Source organism: Siccirubricoccus deserti, assembly GCF_014283215.1.
GTDB lineage: Bacteria > Pseudomonadota > Alphaproteobacteria > Acetobacterales > Acetobacteraceae > Siccirubricoccus > Siccirubricoccus deserti.
This window is the reverse complement of sequence record NZ_JACOMF010000008.1, coordinates 1-19044: the sequence shown is the minus strand read 5'-3', so window position 1 is coordinate 19044 and position 19044 is coordinate 1. Positions and strand designations below refer to the sequence as shown.

The following is a 19044-nucleotide window of genomic DNA, read 5'->3' as shown; positions in this document are numbered from 1 at the left end:
TTTACGGACAGCAGGCTACAGTGGATTGGTGCTCCGACATGAACGCCAATCTGCTGTAGCCGCCATCCTGCGGCGGTGGCAGGCGGGCGACCAGGGGCGGGTGTGGGCCGTCGCGATCGGCGATGCCGCGGGCCGGATCAGCCCTGCACGGTGCGCAGCATTCCGCCGGCAGTGGCTTCCAGCGCACGGGCGGCCTGGTCGGCTCCGGCGGCGGTGGCGGCAGCCTGGTCCAGCGCCCCGGCATAGCAGGTCATCGAGCTCTCCAGCCGGGCGACCGCGCCGGAAAGCGCGCCGAGTTCGGCCCGCAGCCCGGCGACCGCCGCGGATTGCTCGGCCAGCGCAGTTTCCAGGTTGCGCAGGGCGTGGCGCAGCCGGTCCTGCGGTCGCGCTGGGAAAGCCAGGACGACGGCGGGGGTGAGCTGGTCCGGCATGGGCGGCCCTCATCGAATGATGAAGCAACGGTAAATGCGCAGCTGATTCGCGTCCAGCGGGATTTGTTAAAAATTTGATACTGGTCCGGTACCCGATCTGCCGGGCCTCCCCTGCCAGGCCACCGCTACCGTGCCGCCGGTAGGCGGCGTAGAAGACGTGGCGAAACGGGGACTGGCATGCTCATCGGCGTCGAGATCACGATTCTGCTGCTTCTGGTGCTGTTGAACGGGGTCTTCGCCCTCAGCGAACTGGCGATCGTCTCGGTCCGCCGTGGCCGGCTGATGGCGATGCAACGGCTCGGCAGTCCGGGCGCCGCCGCGGCGCTGGCGCTGGCCGAGGATCCGCATCGCTTCCTGCCGACGGTGCAGGTCGGCATCAGCCTGGTCGGCATCCTCGCCGGCGTCTTCGGCGGCGCCCGCTTCGCCGGGCCGCTGGGCGAGGCGCTGGCGAGGATCCCCATAATGGCGCCGCTGGCGAATGAAGTCGCCTTCGTCCTGGTCGTCGTCATCATCACCTACGCCAATCTCATCCTCGGCGAGCTGGTGCCGAAGCAACTGGCGCTGCGCGACCCGGAACGCTTCGCGATCGCCGTCTCCCGGCCGATGGCATTCCTCGCGCGCTGGACCGGGCCGGTGGTCTGGGTGTTGAGTCGCTCCTCCGGCCTGGTGCTGCGGCTGTTCGGCGCGCACCTGCCGCAGGACCAGTCGGTGACCGAGGAGGAGGTCAAGGCGGTGGTCGCCGAGGGTGTCGAGGCCGGCGCGCTCGAGCATGAGGAACGCCATATGATCGAGCGCGTGCTGCGCCTGGCCGACAAGCCGGTGCGGGCGCTGATGACGCCGCGCAACGACGTGGTCTGGATCGACCGCAACGCCCAGCCGGCGGATATCGCCGCGGTGCTGCGGGCGCACACCGTCTCGCGCTTCGTGGTGGCGGAGCGGCGGGTCGACAATGTGGTCGGCGTGGTGGTGGCGAAGGACCTGCTCAACCTGCTGCTGGAAGGCGAGCCGCTGTCGATCCAGCGGGCGCTGCGCCAGCCGATGGTGCTGCCCGACAACCTCTCGGCCATGGATGCGCTGGAGCGGATGCGTCATGACCCGCTCGGCATCGCCCTGGTGCTTGATGAATACGGCAGCTTCGAGGGGGTGGTGACCGACAGCGACCTGCTGGAATCGATCATTGGCGAGATCGGCGTGCCGGAGCTGCCGGCGACACCGGGTGAGTCGGTGACCCGCGCCGACGGCAGCCTGCTGCTGGACGGAATGATGCCGAGCGACGAGCTGCGGGCGCAGCTCGACCTGCCGGAGCTGCCGGCGCGCGGCACCTACCACACCGTGGCGGGGCTGATGCTGGCGCTGCTGCAGCGGGTGCCGCGCGAGGGTGACCGGATCGTCTGGGCCGGCTGGCGGTTCGAGATCGTCGACATGGACGGGCGGCGGGTGGACAAGGTGCTGGCGAGCCGGGAGGAGGCGCCGGGCGGCGGGTAGGCGGGGCCACTGGCCCCGCCGCGGCAAGGCTATTCCGCCGCCACGCCGGGCGCCGGCGCCGCCATCAGCTCGGCATAGACCGCCTGCACCGCCGCGGCGGTTTCGCTCAGCGTCGGCGGCATGGCGAGGCTGCGCTGCACCGCCAGCAGCCGCTGCGGGTCGGCGGCCAGGCCACGCAGCAGATTGGCCAGCGACCAGGCGCTGCCGGCCTGGAAATGGAAACCGTCGATACCGTCGCGCACCTTCTCGGCCATGCCGCCGATGTCGGAGCAGATCACCGGCCGGCGGTTCAGCAGCGCCTCCTGGATCACCAGCGGCGAATTCTCCCACCAGACCGACGGCACCAGCACCGCATGCACCTGCTGCATCAGGCTGTCGACGCGGTTGTTCTCATAGGCGCCGCGATAGCGGAAATTCCCCGGGGCGCCGGCCAGCCGCCTCTCGAAATCCTGCCGGGACGGCTCCGGCTGGCCGGAATAGTCGCCGTTCACGTCGATGCGGACCCGGTCGACGCCTGCCTTGTCGAGCAGTGCCGCCGCCTCAAGCAACACGTTGATGCCCTTCAGCGCCGAGATCTGGCCGAAGAAGCCGAATACCACGCCATCCTCCACCGGCGGGTAGGGCAGCGGCGCAGCATGACCCGGGCGTTCCGGCATGCCGTTCTCGATCACCGTCATCCGCGCCGGCTCGATGCCCCAGGCGATGTAGCGGTCGGCGAGGAACCGGCTCGGCGAGATGAAGCGGTCGACCAGGCGGAGGAAGCGCTTGATGAACAGCTCGCGCAGGAAGAAATCCGGCTCGGACTTTTCGGGGAAGCAGCGGGCGCAGTCGCGCGGGCTGGATTTCTCGCACAGGCCGAAGCCCGGCCGCTTCACCATCTGGCCAAAGTGGTTGCAGATGGCGAGGTACTCATGCAGCGTCAGGATGATGCGCGCCGCCGGCACCGCCCGCCGGATCTGCAGCAGCACCTCCACGCCGAAGTTGGTGTAGTGGTGCAGGTGCACCACATCCGGCTGCAACTCCTGCAACAGGCGGATGAACTCGGGCGGGAACTCCGGGTCGGAGTTGGCGTGGATGGCATGGTCGAAGCCATGCCCGACATAGACGTATTCATCCGGCCCGAAGGGCTGGGTCAGCCGGACCCCGAGCCGCTCGTTGATCCGGCCGGGGGCGGCCGCGAGGAACCAGGCCTTCACCCCCGGGTCCGCCTTCAACTTCGTATAGAGCTGGAAGGCGGCGATCTCCGCCCCGCCGCGGGAGACCCGCGGGTCCATGTGCGACATCACCAGCACCCGCATGGGCGGCCGGGCAGGGGCCTCCGGCTCGGGCGCGGCGGGGCGGGACAGGGTGCGGGTGCGGGTGGCGGGGCGGCTCACGCCGGGGCTCCGCAGGTCGGGCGCTGCATCGGGATCACCATCGGTTCGGAAGACGTTCGGCCGGCAGGGAGGTCAGGACAGCCGCAGCACCGCGGGATCGCCGCCGGCCGGCGTTGCGCCGGGGATCATCCCGCTCCAGCGTTCGGCGAAGGTCCAGGCATTCACCAGGGTCAGGTTGAATCGCCAGGAATTTCCCGGCAGCCCCTGCGACTGGCGTTCCAGGTGCCACAGCACCGCGGCGTCGTCGACGGCGCAGTCGAGCCCTTCGGCGCGGATCCGGAAGCAGAGGTCGGCATCCTCGAAATCGCCGATCACGTAGTCGGTGTCGAAGCCGCCGAGCCGCTGCGCCAGATCGCGCCGCAGCACCATGCAGGCGCCGGTGATCGCCGGCTCGCGGTGCAGGCCGCGCGCCGGGCCACGGATGCGGCCCTTGCCAGGATGCATCGGAAAGGGCCAGTTGCCGAGCTGCGGCAGTCGCTCGAAGGCCATGCCGTCGTGCTGCACCGTGCCGTCCTCGAACAGCAGCAGCCCGCCGGTGACGCCGAGCGTCGGGTCGTCGCGCAGCGCCCCGGTCAGCCGGTCCAGCCACTGCCCGTCGCGCGGCATGACGTCGGAGTTCAGGAAGCAGATGAACTCGCCCCGCGCCACCGCCAGCCCGGCGTTGTTGGCCGGGGCGTAGCCGAGGTTCTGCGGCAGCAGCACCAGCCGAAGCGGAATGCCGAAGCGACGGTAGGCGGAGCGCGCCAGGGCGATCAGCTCGGCCCGCTTCGGCGGGTCGTCGAGCACATAGATCAGTTCATCCGCCGGCAGCCCGTATTCGGAGAACAGCGCGCATTGGTACATCAGGTAGTCGATGCGGCCGTAGAGCGGGATGATGACCGAGCAGCGCGGCCGCTCCGGCGGCTCGCCCACCATCACCTCGGTCGGGGTGCCGGCGGCGGCAAGGCGGGCACGGTTCAGCGCGACCGTCGGCGGGCCCAGCACCCTGGAGCACAGCGCCACCACCTCATCGGCTGCGAGGTCGAGGCCGTTCAGCAGCCGGCGGATCGCGGCGACCCCGCCCTCGGCTGGCGGCGGCAGTGGGTAGAAGGCGATCGCGCCATCCTGCAGCTCGATCTCCAGATGGGCGTTGCGCAGTTCCGCGGTCGGCGCCTCGACGAAGGTGACGAAGCCCCAGCGGGCATGGTCCAGGGCGTAGCGCCCGGCGAAGGCGTCGCGGATATCGGCCCGTTCGGTGGCGATCCAGCGCGTCGTCAGCGGCACCGAGAGCCTGCCGCCGACCCGCGCCCGGATGCTCTTCACCGACCGCGTTGGGTCGAGAAACCAGCCGATCATCGCCAGGCCTCGGTCCGGCGCGAAGAGCAGCGTGTCGATTTCGAGATGCACCGGCGTGGAGAGCCGCGACACTGTCTCGACGCCATCGAACACCGGGCGGGAGAGCAGCCTGTGCAGCGGCGTCGGCTTCGCCAGCCCGCCCTCGGCGGTGGCGAGCAGGGCGCGGACCATGCCGATGAGCTCGGTCGGCTCCGGCAGGATCGCGCCCAGCGAGGGGCTGAGCTGGCGGGCCCCGCCGATCTCGAAGGTCAGGCCCTTCAGCGCGCCTAGCGTCGCATCCTCGGCCGCCGGCACCGGGTCGCCCGGCAGGAAGGCGACGAAACCCTGGCCAAGGCCGGCGATGTCCTGGCGCGGGTGGCGGCCGGTCATCGCCTGGGCCGTCAGGGCGCCGGCCTCGAAGCTCGCGGTCGCCGGGCATTCGGTGACCTCCGCCAGCAGCTCACCACGCACCCAGCCGCCGAAGATCCAGCCGCCGAGCGCCGGGATATGGCCGTAGTAGTCGATGTAGCCGGCGGGCTCGGTAGGGCTCGGGGCTGGTGCGGCGGGCGACGGCTTGGGCGCGGCGGGGGCCGCGGTCCCCGCCCGCTGGCTGCGCAGGATCACCCGGCCGCGGCCGCGGCGCAGGCCGCCGACCTGGATGCCGCCGGTCAGCAGCGCGTAGTCGTGCTCGCCGCCGAGCAGCTCGCGCCGCACCTGGGCCTGCGCCATCAGCTCGGCCACCTCGCGCAGCCCGAGCTCGAAGCCGAGCAGCCGCCCCGCCTGGGCGGCCGAGACGGGCAGGTCCGGGCGCTGGCAGTTTAGCGACAGCGGCACCCGGTGCTGGCCGTCGATCAGCAGCTCGATCGCCGCCTGATCGGCCGGGCCGTGCCACAGGGCCGGGTTGAAGATCCAGCCGGCAAGACGGTCGGGCGAGACATGATCAAGATGGCCGCGCGGCTGGAACGCGCGGCTGGGCAGCCCGCCGAGCGGCACGGTGATCAGGCCACGGGCCAGGCTCCGCAGGCCGATGGTCATCGCCTCCAGCGGCCCGGCCGGGCGCGGCAGGTCGATAACGAAGCCCTGCGTTTCCTCGGCCGCGTCCGATGCCGGGTCGGGCCGGGGGAAGGTGCCGTTGAGCGGTATCTCGGCCGCATCGCCCAGGATCAGCCGGTGCGGCGCCGGGGCGGTGACCCAGCCGGACAGCAGCAGGAAGCGGTCGCCGATCTCCAGCCGCTCGAATGCGGCTTCAGGTGGGGGCGGCGCGGCCGAGGCAGGGCGAGGGGCGGTATCCGTGGCGGCGGCATCGGTCATGCGTATTGGTCTCCGCGGGCGGCGGGGTCGTGACGACAGGTGCTATGGCTGGGCCTGGAGGTGGCGCCGGACATGCTTCCGGTTGGGGCAAAGAACGCTGCGGCGCGGCAGTGCCGGTGACGGGAGTCGCCTCTGTTCTGCTACGGATTCGCTCGCCCCCGCCTGCCACGGCAAACTCGCGCAGGGGTCATATTGTGTCAAGCGCACAGCGCCCTTCAGGCGAATAAGCATGTCGGGCGCCAGGTCACGCAGCGATGGATTTTTCGCCGACCAGGCGCAGGGGATATTCTGTCGCATAGGACGCCGACTGTTCCGGTTTATTGACGGGCCGAGATTCATTTCTGTCATACGCGACCCCGTACCGCATGCCTGCCTGCTGGTTCTTTCCCGGCGATCCCACCAGCTGGCCACCGGTATCAGGCGCATCTTGGCGGCGCTTCGGGCGGCGCGACCTGAACCCGGCCGGCTCTAGCCCGCATAGGTTGCCGGTCCATGAAGCGCCTGTGGCGAAGCACCCCGATGGGTCGCCTCCATGGATGCGCCGCCGCGCGGCGATGGTATGTTACGCCCATGACCTTCAACCGGCGGCTTATACCGTGGTCCCCTTGGCGGAGGGGCAGGACGGCGGGACCCTGGCCGACCACCTGGCGGCGGCGCTGGCCAGCGTGACCGGGCGGCTGGCCCTCGCCGGGGCGCTGCACCGCCTCGGCTGCCAGGCGGAAGCGGTGGCGCTGTACCGCCTGCTGCTGCGCGACACCCCGGGCGAATCGAAGGCACTGGTCGGGCTCGGCAGGCTGGCGGAGGCGCCGCCAGGCGACCCGGACCCGGCCGCGCTGGTCGCCACCGCCGAGGCCTTGGCGCGGACCGCGCCGCCGGAGGAGGCCGAGCTGGCCTGGCGCGGCGTGCTGGCGCTCTGCCCGCAGAATGTCACCGCCCGGATGGCCCTCGGCCACCTGCTGCGCCGCGGCGGTCGGGCGGCCGAAGCGGTGACGCGATTCGAGGCGGCGGTTGAGGAACGCGCGCTGAATGCCCCGGCGCAGGCGCTGGCGCTGCTGCAGCGAGCGCTGGAGATCGACCCGGCGCATGCCCCGGCGCTGGAGCATACCGCCGCCCATCATCGTATGGCCGGCGACCATGTTGCCGCGCTGGCCAGCTTCGAGGCCGGGATTGCCACCGGCCGGCCCGGCCCCTGGTGCTACCTCGGCGCGGCCGAGATCCTCGCCGAGCAGGGCAGGATGCCGGCGGCGCTGGCGCTGCTGGAGGAGGGCAGCCGGACGCTGCCGGCGGTGCCGGCACTGCCGGCCAAGCGACTGGAGCTGCTGCGTCGCAGCGGCGCCGTCACCGAGGCGCTGGCGCTCGCCCGCGGCATGCCCGCCGACCGCTTCGCCCCCTGGTTCGAGCGGGTGGTTCTGGAGCACCAATCGGGCGACCCGGCCGCGGTCGCCACGCTGCTGGCGGCACGACCGCCGGCAACCAGCCTCGCCGGGCGGGCCCGGATCGAGCATCTACACGGTCTGGTCGCCGCCGATCACTGGGATCTGGCGGCGGCCGAGGCGCATCTCGCCCGCGCGTCCGCCCTGGCGCCGGACGATCCCTGGCCGCGTGCCCGGCTGGCCATGGTGCGGCTGGCCCGCTTCGACCTGGCGGGGACGCGGGCGGAGCTGGCGGCGCAGGTCCGGCTGGATGCGGCGGCGGCGCGGTTGCAGGGGCGGGTGGCGAGGGTCTTGCAGACCTTCCACGGCCAGCTGCTGGATGACCTGGCGCTGGAGCCGGAGCTGCTGGCGCGGCTTGCCGCCCTGGCCGCACAGCCGGCGGCGGCGCGGATCGCCCCGCTGCTCGGGCTGGTGCGGGAGATGCCGGATCACTTCGGCAGCGCCTATGCGCTGATGATCGCGTTGCACCAGTCCGGCGGCTTCACCCCGGCCGGCGGCCCGGCCGCCGCGCCGCCGATCCCGCCGTGGCTGGCGCAGTACAGGGACGGCGCGGTGCTGCCGGATGATGTCGCCGCGCTGATGGCGAGCTGGGCGGAGCGCTGCCCCGGCTTCACCATCACCCGCTTCGACGATGCGGCGGCGCTGGGCTGGCTGCGGGCGACGCAGCCGGTGCCGGTGGTGGTGGCCTGGCGGCGGCTGCGCGATGCCACCCAGCGGTCCGACCTGCTGCGCCTGGCGGTGCTGGCGACCGAGGGCGGCTGGTGGGCCGATGCCGATGACCGGCTGTTCGGCAGCCTCGCGCCCCTGGCGCCGCCGGGGACGACGCTGGTGCTGTACCAGGAGGATCTCGGCTCCATCGGCAACAACCTGATCGGTGCCGCGCCGGGGCATCCGGTGGTGGCGCTGGCGCTGCGGCTGGCGGTGGAGGGGGTGAACCGCGGCGATGCCGATTCGGTCTGGCTGCGGACCGGGCCGGGCTGCTCACCCGCGCCCTGGCGATGCATCTGGCGGCGCAGCCCGAGGCGAAGCTGCCGGCGGGCATCCTGGTTCACGACCATCTGGCAGTGACCCGGCAGGTCGCGCTGCATAGCCTGGCCGAATACAAGGTGACGCGGCACTGGATGCGCCCGGCGCAGCGGATCGCACGGCCGGCGGCGGCCATGGCCGCGCAGGCCCGGCCCGGGGGCTAGGCCCTCGGCGTCGCTGCGGTTGCGGGCTGAGGCTGGCATCGGGGCGGCCAATCCGCTACACCGCCGATGAGAACGAAGCGCGAATACCGGAGCCCCATGCCCGACGACACCAAGGCGCTGCCCGACGCCGGCGGCACCCGCGACACGCTGCTCGCCGATGCGCTGTCCGAACGCTACCTGGCCTATGCCATGTCCACCATCATGGCGCGCTCCCTGCCGGATGTGCGGGATGGGTTGAAGCCGGTGCATCGGCGGCTGCTTTGGGCGATGCATCAGCTGAAGCTGGACCCCGCCGCCGGCTTCAAGAAATGCGCCCGCATCGTCGGCGACGTGATGGGCAAATACCACCCGCATGGCGATGCCGCGATCTACGACGCCATGGTGCGGCTGGCGCAGGATTTCGCCGCCCGCTACCCGCTGGTCGAGGGCCAGGGCAATTTCGGCAATATCGACGGCGATAACGCCGCGGCCATGCGTTACACCGAGGCGCGGTTGACCGAGGTCGCCCAGGCGATGCTCCAGGCCATCGACGAGAACACCGTCGATTTCCGCGCCACCTATGACGGCGAGGAGCAGGAGCCGATGGTGCTGCCTGCCGCCTTCCCGAACCTGCTGGCGAATGGCGCCAACGGCATCGCCGTGGGCATGGCGACCAGTATCCCGCCGCACAACGCCGGCGAGCTCTGCGGCGCGGCGCTGACGCAGCTGCAGGTCTTCCGCGACCGCAAGCTCACCCTGGCCGAGGTCGCGCTCGGGGCGCCCGGCAGCGCCCGCGCGGAGTTCCTCGATGCCTCCCTCGCGCCGATGCTGGCCGAGGTGAAGGGGCCGGATTTCCCGACCGGGGGCGTGCTGGTGGAGCCGGCGGCGGCGATGCGCGAGGCCTATCGCATCGGCCGCGGCGGCTTCCGGGTGCGGGCGAAGTGGGAGAAGGTGCCGGCGAAGAACGGCACCTGGCAGATCATCGTCAGCGAGATCCCTTACCAGGTCGCCAAGGCCAAGCTGATCGAGCAGATCGCCGCCCTGCTGGAGGAGAAGAAGCTGCCGCTCCTCGGCGATATCCGCGACGAGAGCACCGACATCGTGCGGCTGGTGCTGGAGCCGAAGAGTCGCGCGGTCGATCCGGCCATGCTGATGGAGACGCTGTTCCGCGCCACCGATCTGGAGACACGGCTGCCGCTCAACATGAATGCGCTGGACGCCGAGCGCACGCCGCGGGTGATGGGCCTGCCCGAGGTGGTCTGGAGCTGGGTGGAGCATCGCCATGTGGTGCTGGTGCGGCGCACCGAGCACCGGCTGGCGGCGATCGCCCGCCGGCTGGAAATCCTCGACGGCTACCTGATCGTCTACCTGAACCTCGACGAGGTGATCCGCATCGTCCGCGAGGAGGACAAACCGAAGGAGGCGCTGATGGCGACCTTCGAACTGACCGAGCTGCAGGCCAACGCCATTCTCGACATGCGGCTGCGCGCCCTGCGCAAGCTGGAAGAGATGGAGATCCGCAAGGAGCACAGGAAGCTCTCGGCGGAGCAGAAGGGCCTGCAGGGGCTGATGAAATCCGAGCCGAAGCGCTGGGAGGCGATCGGCGCCGAGATCGAGGCGACGCGGGTGAAGTTCGGCGATGGCGCGCTGGGTAAGCGACGGACCGAGACCGGCGCCGCGCTGCCGGCCATCACGGTGGATGAGAACGCCTTCGTCGAGCGCGAGCCAATCACCATCATCCTCTCGGAGAAGGGCTGGATCCGGGCGCAGAAGGGCCACATCGCCGAGGATGCCGAGCTACGGTTCAAGGAAGGCGATTCGCTGCACACCTGGGCGCATGCCCAGAGCACCGACCGCATCGTGTTCTTCGCGACCAACGGCAAGGCCTATACGCTGAAGGCCGAGGCCATCCCGCGCGGCCGCGGCGACGGCCAGCCGGTGCGGCTGCTGCTCGACCTGACCAATGAGGACACGCTGCTCTCCATGCATGTCCATGCGGAGGGGCTGCGCTATCTGGTCGCCACCACCGACGGCCGCGGCTTCCTCGTCGCCGGCGAGGAACTGCTGGCGGAGAAGCGCACCGGCAAGCAGGTGCTGATGCCAGAGCCGGGCCGGGAGGCATTGCTCTGCATCCCGGCCGAGGGGGACACCGTCGCGGTGGTCGGTGAGAACCGCAAGCTGCTGCTCTTCCCGCTGGACCAGTTGCCGCAGATGGCGCGCGGCCGCGGCGTGCAGCTGCAATCCTACAAGGATGGCGGGCTGTCCGACGCCAAGGTGTTCACCCGGAAGGAGGGGCTGAGCTGGCGCAACGGCGGTGGGCGGATGCGGGTGGAAACCGATCTGCAGCCCTGGCGTGGCAACCGGGCCGGCGCCGGCAGGCCGCCGCCGCACGGCTTCCCGAAGAGCAACCGGTTCGAATAGGGCAGGGGCCGCCGGGTCATAGCAGCGGACCGGTTCCTTGGCCGGTCCGAGGCCGCGAATGCCCGCGCCAGGTGGCGCGAAGCCAAGCAAACCGGAGGTTTGCGCCCGGCGACTGAGGGGGCCTGAAGGTGACAACCTTCAGGGCCGTCGGTAACAGGCGCCGGCGGCCCGGTTTCGCCGTTCAGCCCCGGAGGAAGGGGCAGCCACCATCGGCGACCGGTCGGAAGGCCTGCTCCGCCGGGGTGGTGGCGATCAGCTTCAGATAGTCCCAGGGGGCACGGCTTTCGGCCGGGGCCTTGGCCTGGAACAGGTAGGTCGGGTGGATCTTCCGCCCATCGGCGCGGACCGCGCCGGGGCCGAAGGCGTCGTCATCGGCCGGCAGGCGCTTCATCGCCTCGACGGCGGCGAGGCCGCTGGCCTTGGCCGCCGGTAGGCCGATCGCTTCCACCGCCTTCAGGTAATGCAGGGCGCAGGAATAGGCCTGGAAATGCACGCTGTTCGGCATGTGGTTGTTGACCATCTTGCCGCGCAGCCGCTCGGTCAGCGCCCGGGTCCGGTCGTTGAGGTCCCAATAGCTGCTCTCGGTCAGGATCAGCCCCTGCGCGGTCGGCAGGCCCAGGGTGTGGACGTCCATGATGAAGCCGATCATCGCCGCGACCCGGATGTTGCGGCCGGCGAGGCCGAATTCCTGCCCCTGCTTCACGCAGTTGATCATGTCGGTGCCGGCGTTGCAAAGGGCGATGACGTCCGGCCGCATGGACGCCGCGGTGACCAGGAAGGAGGAGTAGTCGGTGGTCTGGGGGAAAGGGTAGACGCTGCTGCCGACCAACTGGCCGCCATTGGCCTGTATCACCCGCGTCACCTCGCGCTGGACCGAGTGGCCGAAGGCGTAGTCGGCGGTGATGCAGTACCAGCGCTTCGCTCCGGCCTTGGCCAGCGCCCCGCCGGTGCTCTGCGCATTCGCCCAGGTGTCCGTGGTCCAATGCACCATATTGGGCGAGCAGCCGGGGCCGGTGAGATCGCTCGACGCCCCGCCGCTGTTCAGGTGGACCTTGTTCTTCTCCCGCGCCAGGGTGTTGATCGCCAGGGCGATAGCGCTGTTGTTCACCTCCAATACCGCGTCCACCCCCTGGTCGAACCATTGCCGGGCGATATTCACCCCAACATCGGCCTTGTTCTGGTGGTCGGCCTGGACGAGCTCCACCGCGAAGCCCCGGTTGCCGAAATCCTGGATCGCTTGGCGCGCGGTGACGACGCAATTCGGCCCGCTGATGTCGCGGTAGGGGCCGGACATGTCGGAGAGCACGCCGATGCGCAGGATCGGCGCCTGGGCGTGCCCCTGACGATCGATGGCGGCGCCCACGGCAAGGCCGAGTCCAGCCCGGCGGGTGAGGGTGGCGGTGGGTTGCGGCATGCTCGACTCCCTGTTCGTTCTGCGGCCGTTGCGCCGTCTTCGAAGTCGCCAGCCTAGGGGGGAGAAGGCCAGGCGCGGTAGCGGTTTGTCGAGCGATCCGGTTTGGAAAATTCGCCCGCAGAGCCTATATGAAGACCACGATTCCAATGGGTCGGGACCCCCCGCGCCAGCCGGGCGCGGGTCCCGTCATGGCCGCCGGCCGAAGCCCGATCCGCAGCAGACGAGAGCATCCAGCGCTTGAGCGAGACAGAGAACGGCGGCAGCCGGCCGGAGGAGAGCCTCCCGGTCGCGCTCGAGGAGGAGATGCGCCGCTCCTACCTCGACTATGCCATGAGCGTGATCGTTGCGCGCGCCCTGCCGGATGCGCGGGACGGGTTGAAGCCGGTGCACCGCCGCATCCTCTTTGCGATGCAGGAAAGCGGCTACACCGCCGACAAGCCGCACCGCAAATCGGCCCGCGTGGTTGGCGACGTCATGGGCAAATACCACCCGCATGGCGACGCTTCGATCTATGATGCCATGGTGCGTATGGCGCAGCCCTTCAACATGCGGGTGCCGCTGATCGACGGCCAGGGCAATTTCGGCAGCATGGACGGCGATCCGCCGGCGGCCATGCGCTACACCGAGGTGCGCATGGCTCGCGCCGCTGCGGCGCTGCTGGAAGGCATCGACGAGGACACCGTCGATTTCCAGCCGAACTACGATGAATCCGGCGAGGAGCCGCGGGTACTGCCGGCCGCCTTTCCGAACCTGCTGGTCAATGGCGCCAATGGCATCGCCGTTGGCATGGCGACCAACATCCCGCCGCACAACCCGGGCGAGGTGATCGACGCTGCCCTGAAGCTCATCGCCGAGCCAGCCACTCCGCTCGCCGAGCTTATGCAGATCATGCCGGCGCCGGATTTCCCGACCGGCGGGCTGATCCTCGGCCGGGCCGGCATCCGCGCCGCCTTCGAGACCGGCCGCGGCTCCATCCCGCTGCGCGCCAGATGCGAGATCGAGGAGATGCGCGGCGGCCGCCAGGCCATCATCGCCACCGAGATCCCCTACCAGGTCAACAAGGCCAGCCTGATTGAGAAGATCGCCGAGCTGGTCCGCTCCAAGGCGATCGAGGGCATCTCCGACCTGCGCGACGAGAGCGACCGCGACGGCATGCGGATCGTCATCGAGCTGAAGCGCGATGCGACGGCGGAGGTGGTGCTGAACCAGCTCTACCGCATGACCCAGCTGCAGACCTCCTTCGCGGTGAATTTCCTGGCCCTCGACAATGGCCGGCCGCGGCAGATGGGGCTGATCGATGCGCTGAAGGCCTTCATCGCCTTCCGCGAGGAGGTGATTCTCCGCCGCTCGCGCTTCAGGCTGGCCAAGGCGCGGGAACGCGGGCACCTGCTGATCGGCCTCGCCATCGCGGTGGCCAATATCGACGAGGTCATCCGGCTGATCCGCGCCAGCCGCGACCCGGCCGAGGCGCGCACCGCGCTGATGGCGCGCGACTGGCCGGCCGGCGATGTCGGCGTGCTGCTGGCGCTGATCGACGACAGCGGCAATGTGGTGACGCCGGAAGGCACGGTGCGGCTGACCGAGGCGCAGGCCCGCGGCATCCTGGCACTGACCCTGAACCGCCTGACCGGCCTGGAGCGCGACAAGATCACCGGCGAGCTGGAGGAGGTCGGCGCCCGCATCCGCGAGCTGCTGGACATCCTCGGCAGCCACCCCCGCCGCATGGAGGTGATGACCGAGGAACTGCGGGCGGTGCGGGCGCAGATCGCCACGCCGCGCATGACGCAGATCATGGACGGCATCGCCGATGTCGACGACGAGAGCCTGATCGAGCCGGGCAACATGATCGTCACCTTGACCCGCGACGGCTATGTGAAGCGCACGCCGCTGGAAACCTTCCGGGCGCAGCACCGCGGCGGCCGCGGCCGCAGCGCCGCGGCGACGCGGCAGGACGATGTGGTGATGCGCAGCTTCATCGCGCATACCCACCAATGGGTGCTGTTCTTCACCAGCCGCGGCATCGCCTTCCGCGAGAAGGTCTGGCAGCTGCCGGAAGGCGGCGCTCAGGGCAAGGGGCGCTCGCTGCGCCAGGTGCTGGCCTTGCAGGAAGCCGAGCAGATCACCGCCGTGCTGCCGCTGCCGCAGGATGAGAGCCTGTGGGACGGGCTGCATCTGGTCTTCGCCACGGCTTCGGGCAATGTGCGGCGGAACAAGCTGTCCGACTTCCGCAATGTCCGCTCCGCCGGGCTGATAGCGATGAAGCTGGATGACGGCGATTCGCTGATCGGCGTACAGACCTGCCGCGAGGGCGATGACGTGCTGCTGGCGACCCGCAAGGGCCGCACCATCCGCTTCCAGGCCTCCGATGACGTGCTGCGGGTGTTCGCCGGGCGCGGCTCGGACGGCGTGCGCGGCATCCGGCTCGGCAAGGGCGATGAGGTGATCGCGCTGTCGGTGCTGCGCCATGTGGAGGCGACGCCGGCCGAGCGCGAGGCCGCTATCCGCAACGCCGCCCAGCGCCGCCGCAACAATGGCCATGAGGAGGCCGAGGCTGCGCCCGCCGCGGCCGAGGAGGCCGAGGAGGGCGGCGCGGCCGAGGACATCGCCGAGATCACCCTGACGCCGGAGCGGGCGCGGGAGCTTGAGGAGGCGGAGGAGATCATCCTCGCCATCACCGATGGCGGCTTCGGCAAGCGCAGCCTGGCCTACGACTACCGGCTGACCGGCCGCGGCGGGCAGGGGCTGGAAGGCATGCTGTTCAGCCGCCGCACCGGCCGCGAGGTGGTGGCCACCTTCCCGGTGCGCCCCGGCGACGATGTGATGCTGGTGACCGACACCGGCCGGCTGATCCGGCTGCCAGCCGACCAGGTGCGCTTGACGCGCCGGCGCAGCCTGGGCGTGATGTTGCTCAGACTGAACGAGGGGGAACGCGTGACATCTTGCTTCCCGGTCGTCGACGACCAGGGGGAGGCCGGCCCCGAAGCCGGCACGGCGCAGACTGGCGCGCTTGCGGCAACCGAGCCGCCGGCCGAGGCCGGGCCAGGGATCGACACCGATGGCTGAGCGCATCGGCCTCTATCCCGGCACCTTCGACCCGGTGACCAATGGCCATCTGGACATCATCGGCCGCGCCGCCCGCATCGTCGACCGGCTGGTGGTCGGCGTCGCCATCAACATCGGCAAGGGCCCGCTGTTCCCGCTGGAGGAGCGGGTGGAGCTGGTGCGCGCGGAAACCGATACCATCGCCGCCCGCACCGGCACCGTCATCGAGGTGGTGCCCTTTGAGGGGCTGCTGATCGGCTTCGCCCAGCAGCTCGGCGCCGGCGTCATCGTGCGCGGGCTGCGCGCCGTCTCGGACTTCGACTATGAATTCCAGATGGCCGGGATGAACCGCCGGCTCGATCCCAAGATCGAGACGGTGTTCCTGATGGCCAGCGAGACGAACCAATTCATCTCCTCGCGTTTCGTCAAGGAGATCGCCCGGCTGGGGGGCGATATCGCCAGCTTCGTGCCGAAGCTGACGCATGAGCGGACCCTGGCGCGGGTGCGCCAGCCCGCCGCCGACTGACTGCCGACCTGGATCAGGAGTAGGGGATGATACGACGACGCGACCTCGCGGGGCTTGCCGCGCTCGCCGGTACGGCTGCGCTGCCGATGCGCGCCCGTGCCGCCGAGGAACGGCTGGTGCTGGAGCTGAAGGACGGCCAGGTCACCATCCAGTTCCTGCCCGATGTGGCGCCGAAGCATGTGGAGCGGATCAAGGCCCTGGTCGGCCGCGGCTTCTACGACGGCACCCCGTTCCACCGGGTGATCGAAGGCTTCATGGCGCAGGGCGGCGACCCGACCGGCACCGGCACCGGCGGTGCCCGCGATGCCGGCTTCCCCGACCTGCCGGCCGAGTTCACCAACAAGTACCGCTTCATCCGCGGGACCTGCGGCATGGCGCGCAGCCAGAACCCGAACAGCGCCAACAGCCAGTTCTTCATCATGTTCGCGCCGGCGCCGAGCCTCGACGGCCAGTACACCATCTGGGGCCGGGTCGTCGCCGGCATGGATGTGGTGGACAAGATCAAGCGCGGCGCAGGCGGCAGCGGCATGGTGCAGGGGCCGGACCGGCTGATCCGCGCCCGCCTCGTCACCGCCTGACCAAACCGATAAAGGATCCAGACCATGAGCGACGAAGCCGGCACTCCCCCGACCGAGATCATCGTCACCGAAGGCACCGCGCCCGAGTCGACCGAGACCGTGCCATCCAACTCGCCGGCCGCGCCCGCCGAGCCCGACCCGAAGCTCGAGAACACGCTGATCCTGGAGCTGAAGGACGGCGCGGTGACCATCGAGCTGCTGCCGGAGCTGGCGCCCAAGCATGTCGAGCGCATCAAGACGCTGGCGAGAGCCGGCTTCTATGACAACACGCCCTTCCATAGGGTGATCGAAGGCTTTATGGCGCAGGGCGGCGACCCGACCGGCACCGGCACCGGCGGCGCCCGCGATGCCGGCTACGACGACCTGCCGGCCGAATTCTCGCCACCCGGCAAGGCGCGCTTCGTCCGCGGCACCTGCGGCATGGCGCGCACCGCCAACCCGGACAGCGCCAACAGCCAGTTCTTCATCATGTTCGCGCCGGCGCCGAGCCTCGACGGCCAGTACACCATCTGGGGGCGGGTCGTCGGCGGGATGGAAGCGGTGGACAAGATCAAGCGCGGCACCGGTGGCAACGGTATCGTCCAGGGCCCGGACCGGCTGGTGAAGGCCCGCGTCGCGGCGGATGCGCCGGCGGGCTGAGCCCGGTCGCGGAAAGGATGATGCCGGCGCGGGCGCCTGCTAGGGCCCGCGCCTGACTTGACAGCGGGGATGCGTGCCCGTACGGGCGCCCCCCGCGACGCGTGAGCCGGTAGCTCAGCTGGTAGAGCACGGGACTTTTAATCTCGTGGCCGTGGGTTCGAGTCCCACCCGGCTCACCACATCACGGGAAAAATCGCAGTTATCCGCCGATCTTACGCCGGGTAGACAGCTTGACCGGGCGAGGGTTGACAGACCCGTTCCGTATTTTGCCCATCCCAGCCTTTGCCAAGCGGGCCTGTTCAGCCGCCCGCGTGTAGAGTTCGATCTCGGCCAGTTTCCGGTGCCCTGTGACGGCAGCAATCTGGTGGACCGTCGCTCCGGCCTCGGCTAGGCGGCGGGCGCACGCCTTCCGTAGGCCGTGCGGCGAGCGACCTGGAGGGATGCCGGCCTCGCGGCACCAACCGATGAAGCTGTTGTAGAAGCCATCCGAGGTAAACGGCTTCGACTGCCCGCCACGCTCTTTGGTCATAAGAAACACCATCTGCCCGGCCGGCACATGCCGTAGCTCGGCCGCCAGCTCCGCATGGATGGGCAGCAGCAGCTCGGCGCCGGTCTTGATTTGCCGAACCTCGATCATGCCACCGCGAAGATGCTGCCGGCCCATCCGCACCACGTCGCTGCGCCGCTGGGCGGTGTAGAGCAGCAGCGCGAAGGCGAGACGCTGCCGGGTGCCGCTCGGCCAATGCGCCTCATATGCGGCGATCTCATCCTCGCTCCATGTCGTGTATTCGCGGGCCTTGTGCTTCACCCGCCGCAACCCGGTCGTCGGATCGGCAACGATCGTTTTCGTCTCGACAGCCCGGGCCATGAGGGCTTTCAGTAGCTTCAGCCGGTGGTTCATTGCCACGCGGCGTCCGGCCTTCTCGGCCAAGAGCAACTGCACCGCCTCCGGCGTTAGCAGCTGCACCGGCTTGGTGCCGTGCTTTGCCCGCATCTGCTCCACGATTCTGCGGTGGTTTGCCTGCGTGGAGGCTCGCAGGGCGGTGAAAGCCTCGCTCCGGTAGTAGGAGACCGCCAGCGCGTCCAGCGTGCCAGCGGCAGGCTCCCGCACGGCTGGCGGGACATCCGGTGCTGGCAGGGTGATACCTGCCTGATAGGCGGCCATGAATTCGGCCGAGCCCGGGACACCGGGCAGCGGCACCTTGGGGCGGCCGGGCAGCCGTAGGTAGTGCCTCTGGTGCCCGTGGCGGTCACGGAACCGCTGGATGTGCTTGAGCCGGATCGTCGTCACGGGTTCAGCCACGGGTTTGCCTCCGCGGACGCTGCGCCTCCAGGCGAATGGCGGTCAAGCCATGCGTCCAGATCCCGGCGCAGGTAGAGGATCACACCAGGGCTGGGCCGGATCGGGGCGAGCGCCGGGGCTGACCTTCCCCCCTGCCTGGGATCCATCTGTGATGAGAGAGTTGGCCTCCTTGGAAGGGGGCAGTGATGCCAAGGAAGCGTCACACGGCGGAGCAGATCATCGGGCTGCTGCGGCAGGCTGAGGTGGAGTTTGCGCAGGGTCGGACGGTGGGGGAGATCTGCCGCCGGCTCGAGGTATCGGAGGCGACGTTCTACCGCTGGCGATCTGAGTACGGTGGCCTGAAGGTGGACCAGGCGCGTCGGCTGAAGGACCTTGAGCGAGAGAATGCGCGGCTGAAGCGGGCGGTGGCGGAGCTGACGCTCGACAAGCAGATCCTGAAAGGTGCGGGGCACTGCCCCGCACCGGAGGGAAACTACTTCTCTATTCGGGGCGCATGGCGCAACTCCTCATTTGCTGCTCCTGGCCTGAGTGGATGAGGGATGAAGGAGCCTGCGGAGCTCTTGCTTCTCTCCGGGGTCAGCGCATCGGCCGCCGCCATGTTG

At 70.1% G+C, this 19044-nt stretch carries 12 protein-coding genes, 1 tRNA gene and 1 pseudogene; 9 read left to right on the top strand and 5 right to left on the bottom strand.

Annotation, left to right across the window (positions count from 1 at the left end; translation table 11 throughout):
* Positions 1-137: 137 nt before the first annotated feature.
* The gene (locus H7965_RS09060) at positions 138-431 is read right to left on the bottom strand and encodes a hypothetical protein (RefSeq protein WP_186770254.1); all 294 of its coding nucleotides are present in this window, start codon (positions 429-431) and stop codon (positions 138-140) included.
* A 177-nt stretch (positions 432-608) separates the two neighbouring features.
* Here H7965_RS09060 and H7965_RS09055 point away from each other — a divergent pair, with 177 nt between their 5' ends.
* The gene (locus tag H7965_RS09055; RefSeq protein ID WP_186770253.1) at positions 609-1916 is read left to right on the top strand and encodes a hemolysin family protein; all 1308 of its coding nucleotides are present in this window, start codon (positions 609-611) and stop codon (positions 1914-1916) included.
* A gap of 29 nt (positions 1917-1945) precedes the next feature.
* Here the strand turns inward: H7965_RS09055 and H7965_RS09050 are convergent, their stop codons facing one another.
* Both H7965_RS09050 and H7965_RS09045 read right to left on the bottom strand, forming a co-directional pair.
* Positions 1946-3292, bottom strand: coding sequence for a glycosyltransferase (locus tag H7965_RS09050; protein ID WP_186770252.1), 1347 nt, complete (start codon positions 3290-3292; stop codon positions 1946-1948).
* A gap of 72 nt (positions 3293-3364) precedes the next feature.
* Positions 3365-5917, bottom strand: a complete 2553-nt coding sequence (locus H7965_RS09045) for a glycosyltransferase family 2 protein (protein WP_186770251.1) — start codon at positions 5915-5917, stop codon at positions 3365-3367.
* 596 nt (positions 5918-6513) lie between these two features.
* On the opposite strand from H7965_RS09045, the gene H7965_RS09040 reads away from it, so the two are divergent.
* Complete coding sequence (locus H7965_RS09040; protein WP_186770250.1) at positions 6514-8418, top strand: hypothetical protein; 1905 nt, start codon at positions 6514-6516, stop codon at positions 8416-8418.
* A 218-nt stretch (positions 8419-8636) separates the two neighbouring features.
* Positions 8637-10940 carry a DNA topoisomerase IV subunit A gene (locus H7965_RS09035; protein ID WP_186770249.1) on the top strand — a complete coding sequence of 768 codons (2304 nt, stop codon included), beginning with the start codon at positions 8637-8639 and terminating at the stop codon, positions 10938-10940.
* Positions 10941-11121: 181 nt separating this feature from the next.
* Here H7965_RS09035 and H7965_RS09030 read toward each other — a convergent pair whose 3' ends face one another.
* Positions 11122-12354 carry an ABC transporter substrate-binding protein gene (locus tag H7965_RS09030; protein ID WP_186770248.1) on the bottom strand — a complete coding sequence of 411 codons (1233 nt, stop codon included), beginning with the start codon at positions 12352-12354 and terminating at the stop codon, positions 11122-11124.
* 237 nt (positions 12355-12591) lie between these two features.
* On the opposite strand from H7965_RS09030, the gene gyrA reads away from it, so the two are divergent.
* From gyrA to H7965_RS09005, 5 genes are all read left to right on the top strand, one after another.
* The gene (gene gyrA, locus H7965_RS09025) at positions 12592-15417 is read left to right on the top strand and encodes a DNA gyrase subunit A (protein WP_261394127.1); all 2826 of its coding nucleotides are present in this window, start codon (positions 12592-12594) and stop codon (positions 15415-15417) included.
* Complete coding sequence (gene coaD / locus H7965_RS09020; protein ID WP_186770247.1) at positions 15410-15922, top strand: pantetheine-phosphate adenylyltransferase; 513 nt, start codon at positions 15410-15412, stop codon at positions 15920-15922. The genes gyrA and coaD overlap by 8 nt, the downstream gene beginning before the upstream one ends.
* Positions 15923-16008: 86 nt before the next feature.
* Positions 16009-16500, top strand: a complete 492-nt coding sequence (locus H7965_RS09015) for a peptidylprolyl isomerase (protein WP_222440537.1) — start codon at positions 16009-16011, stop codon at positions 16498-16500.
* A 24-nt stretch (positions 16501-16524) separates the two neighbouring features.
* On the top strand, positions 16525-17139 hold the full coding sequence (locus H7965_RS09010; protein WP_186770245.1) for a peptidylprolyl isomerase: 615 nt from the start codon (positions 16525-16527) through the stop codon (positions 17137-17139).
* A gap of 103 nt (positions 17140-17242) precedes the next feature.
* Positions 17243-17318: transfer RNA gene (locus H7965_RS09005), tRNA-Lys, on the top strand.
* 20 nt (positions 17319-17338) lie between these two features.
* Here the strand turns inward: H7965_RS09005 and H7965_RS31695 are convergent.
* The gene (locus tag H7965_RS31695; protein WP_186770244.1) at positions 17339-18442 is read right to left on the bottom strand and encodes a tyrosine-type recombinase/integrase; all 1104 of its coding nucleotides are present in this window, start codon (positions 18440-18442) and stop codon (positions 17339-17341) included.
* 185 nt (positions 18443-18627) lie between these two features.
* Here H7965_RS31695 and H7965_RS08995 point away from each other — a divergent pair.
* Positions 18628-18888 (top strand): annotated as a pseudogene (locus H7965_RS08995) (transposase); the annotation flags it as partial.
* Positions 18889-19044: the final 156 nt, after the last annotated feature.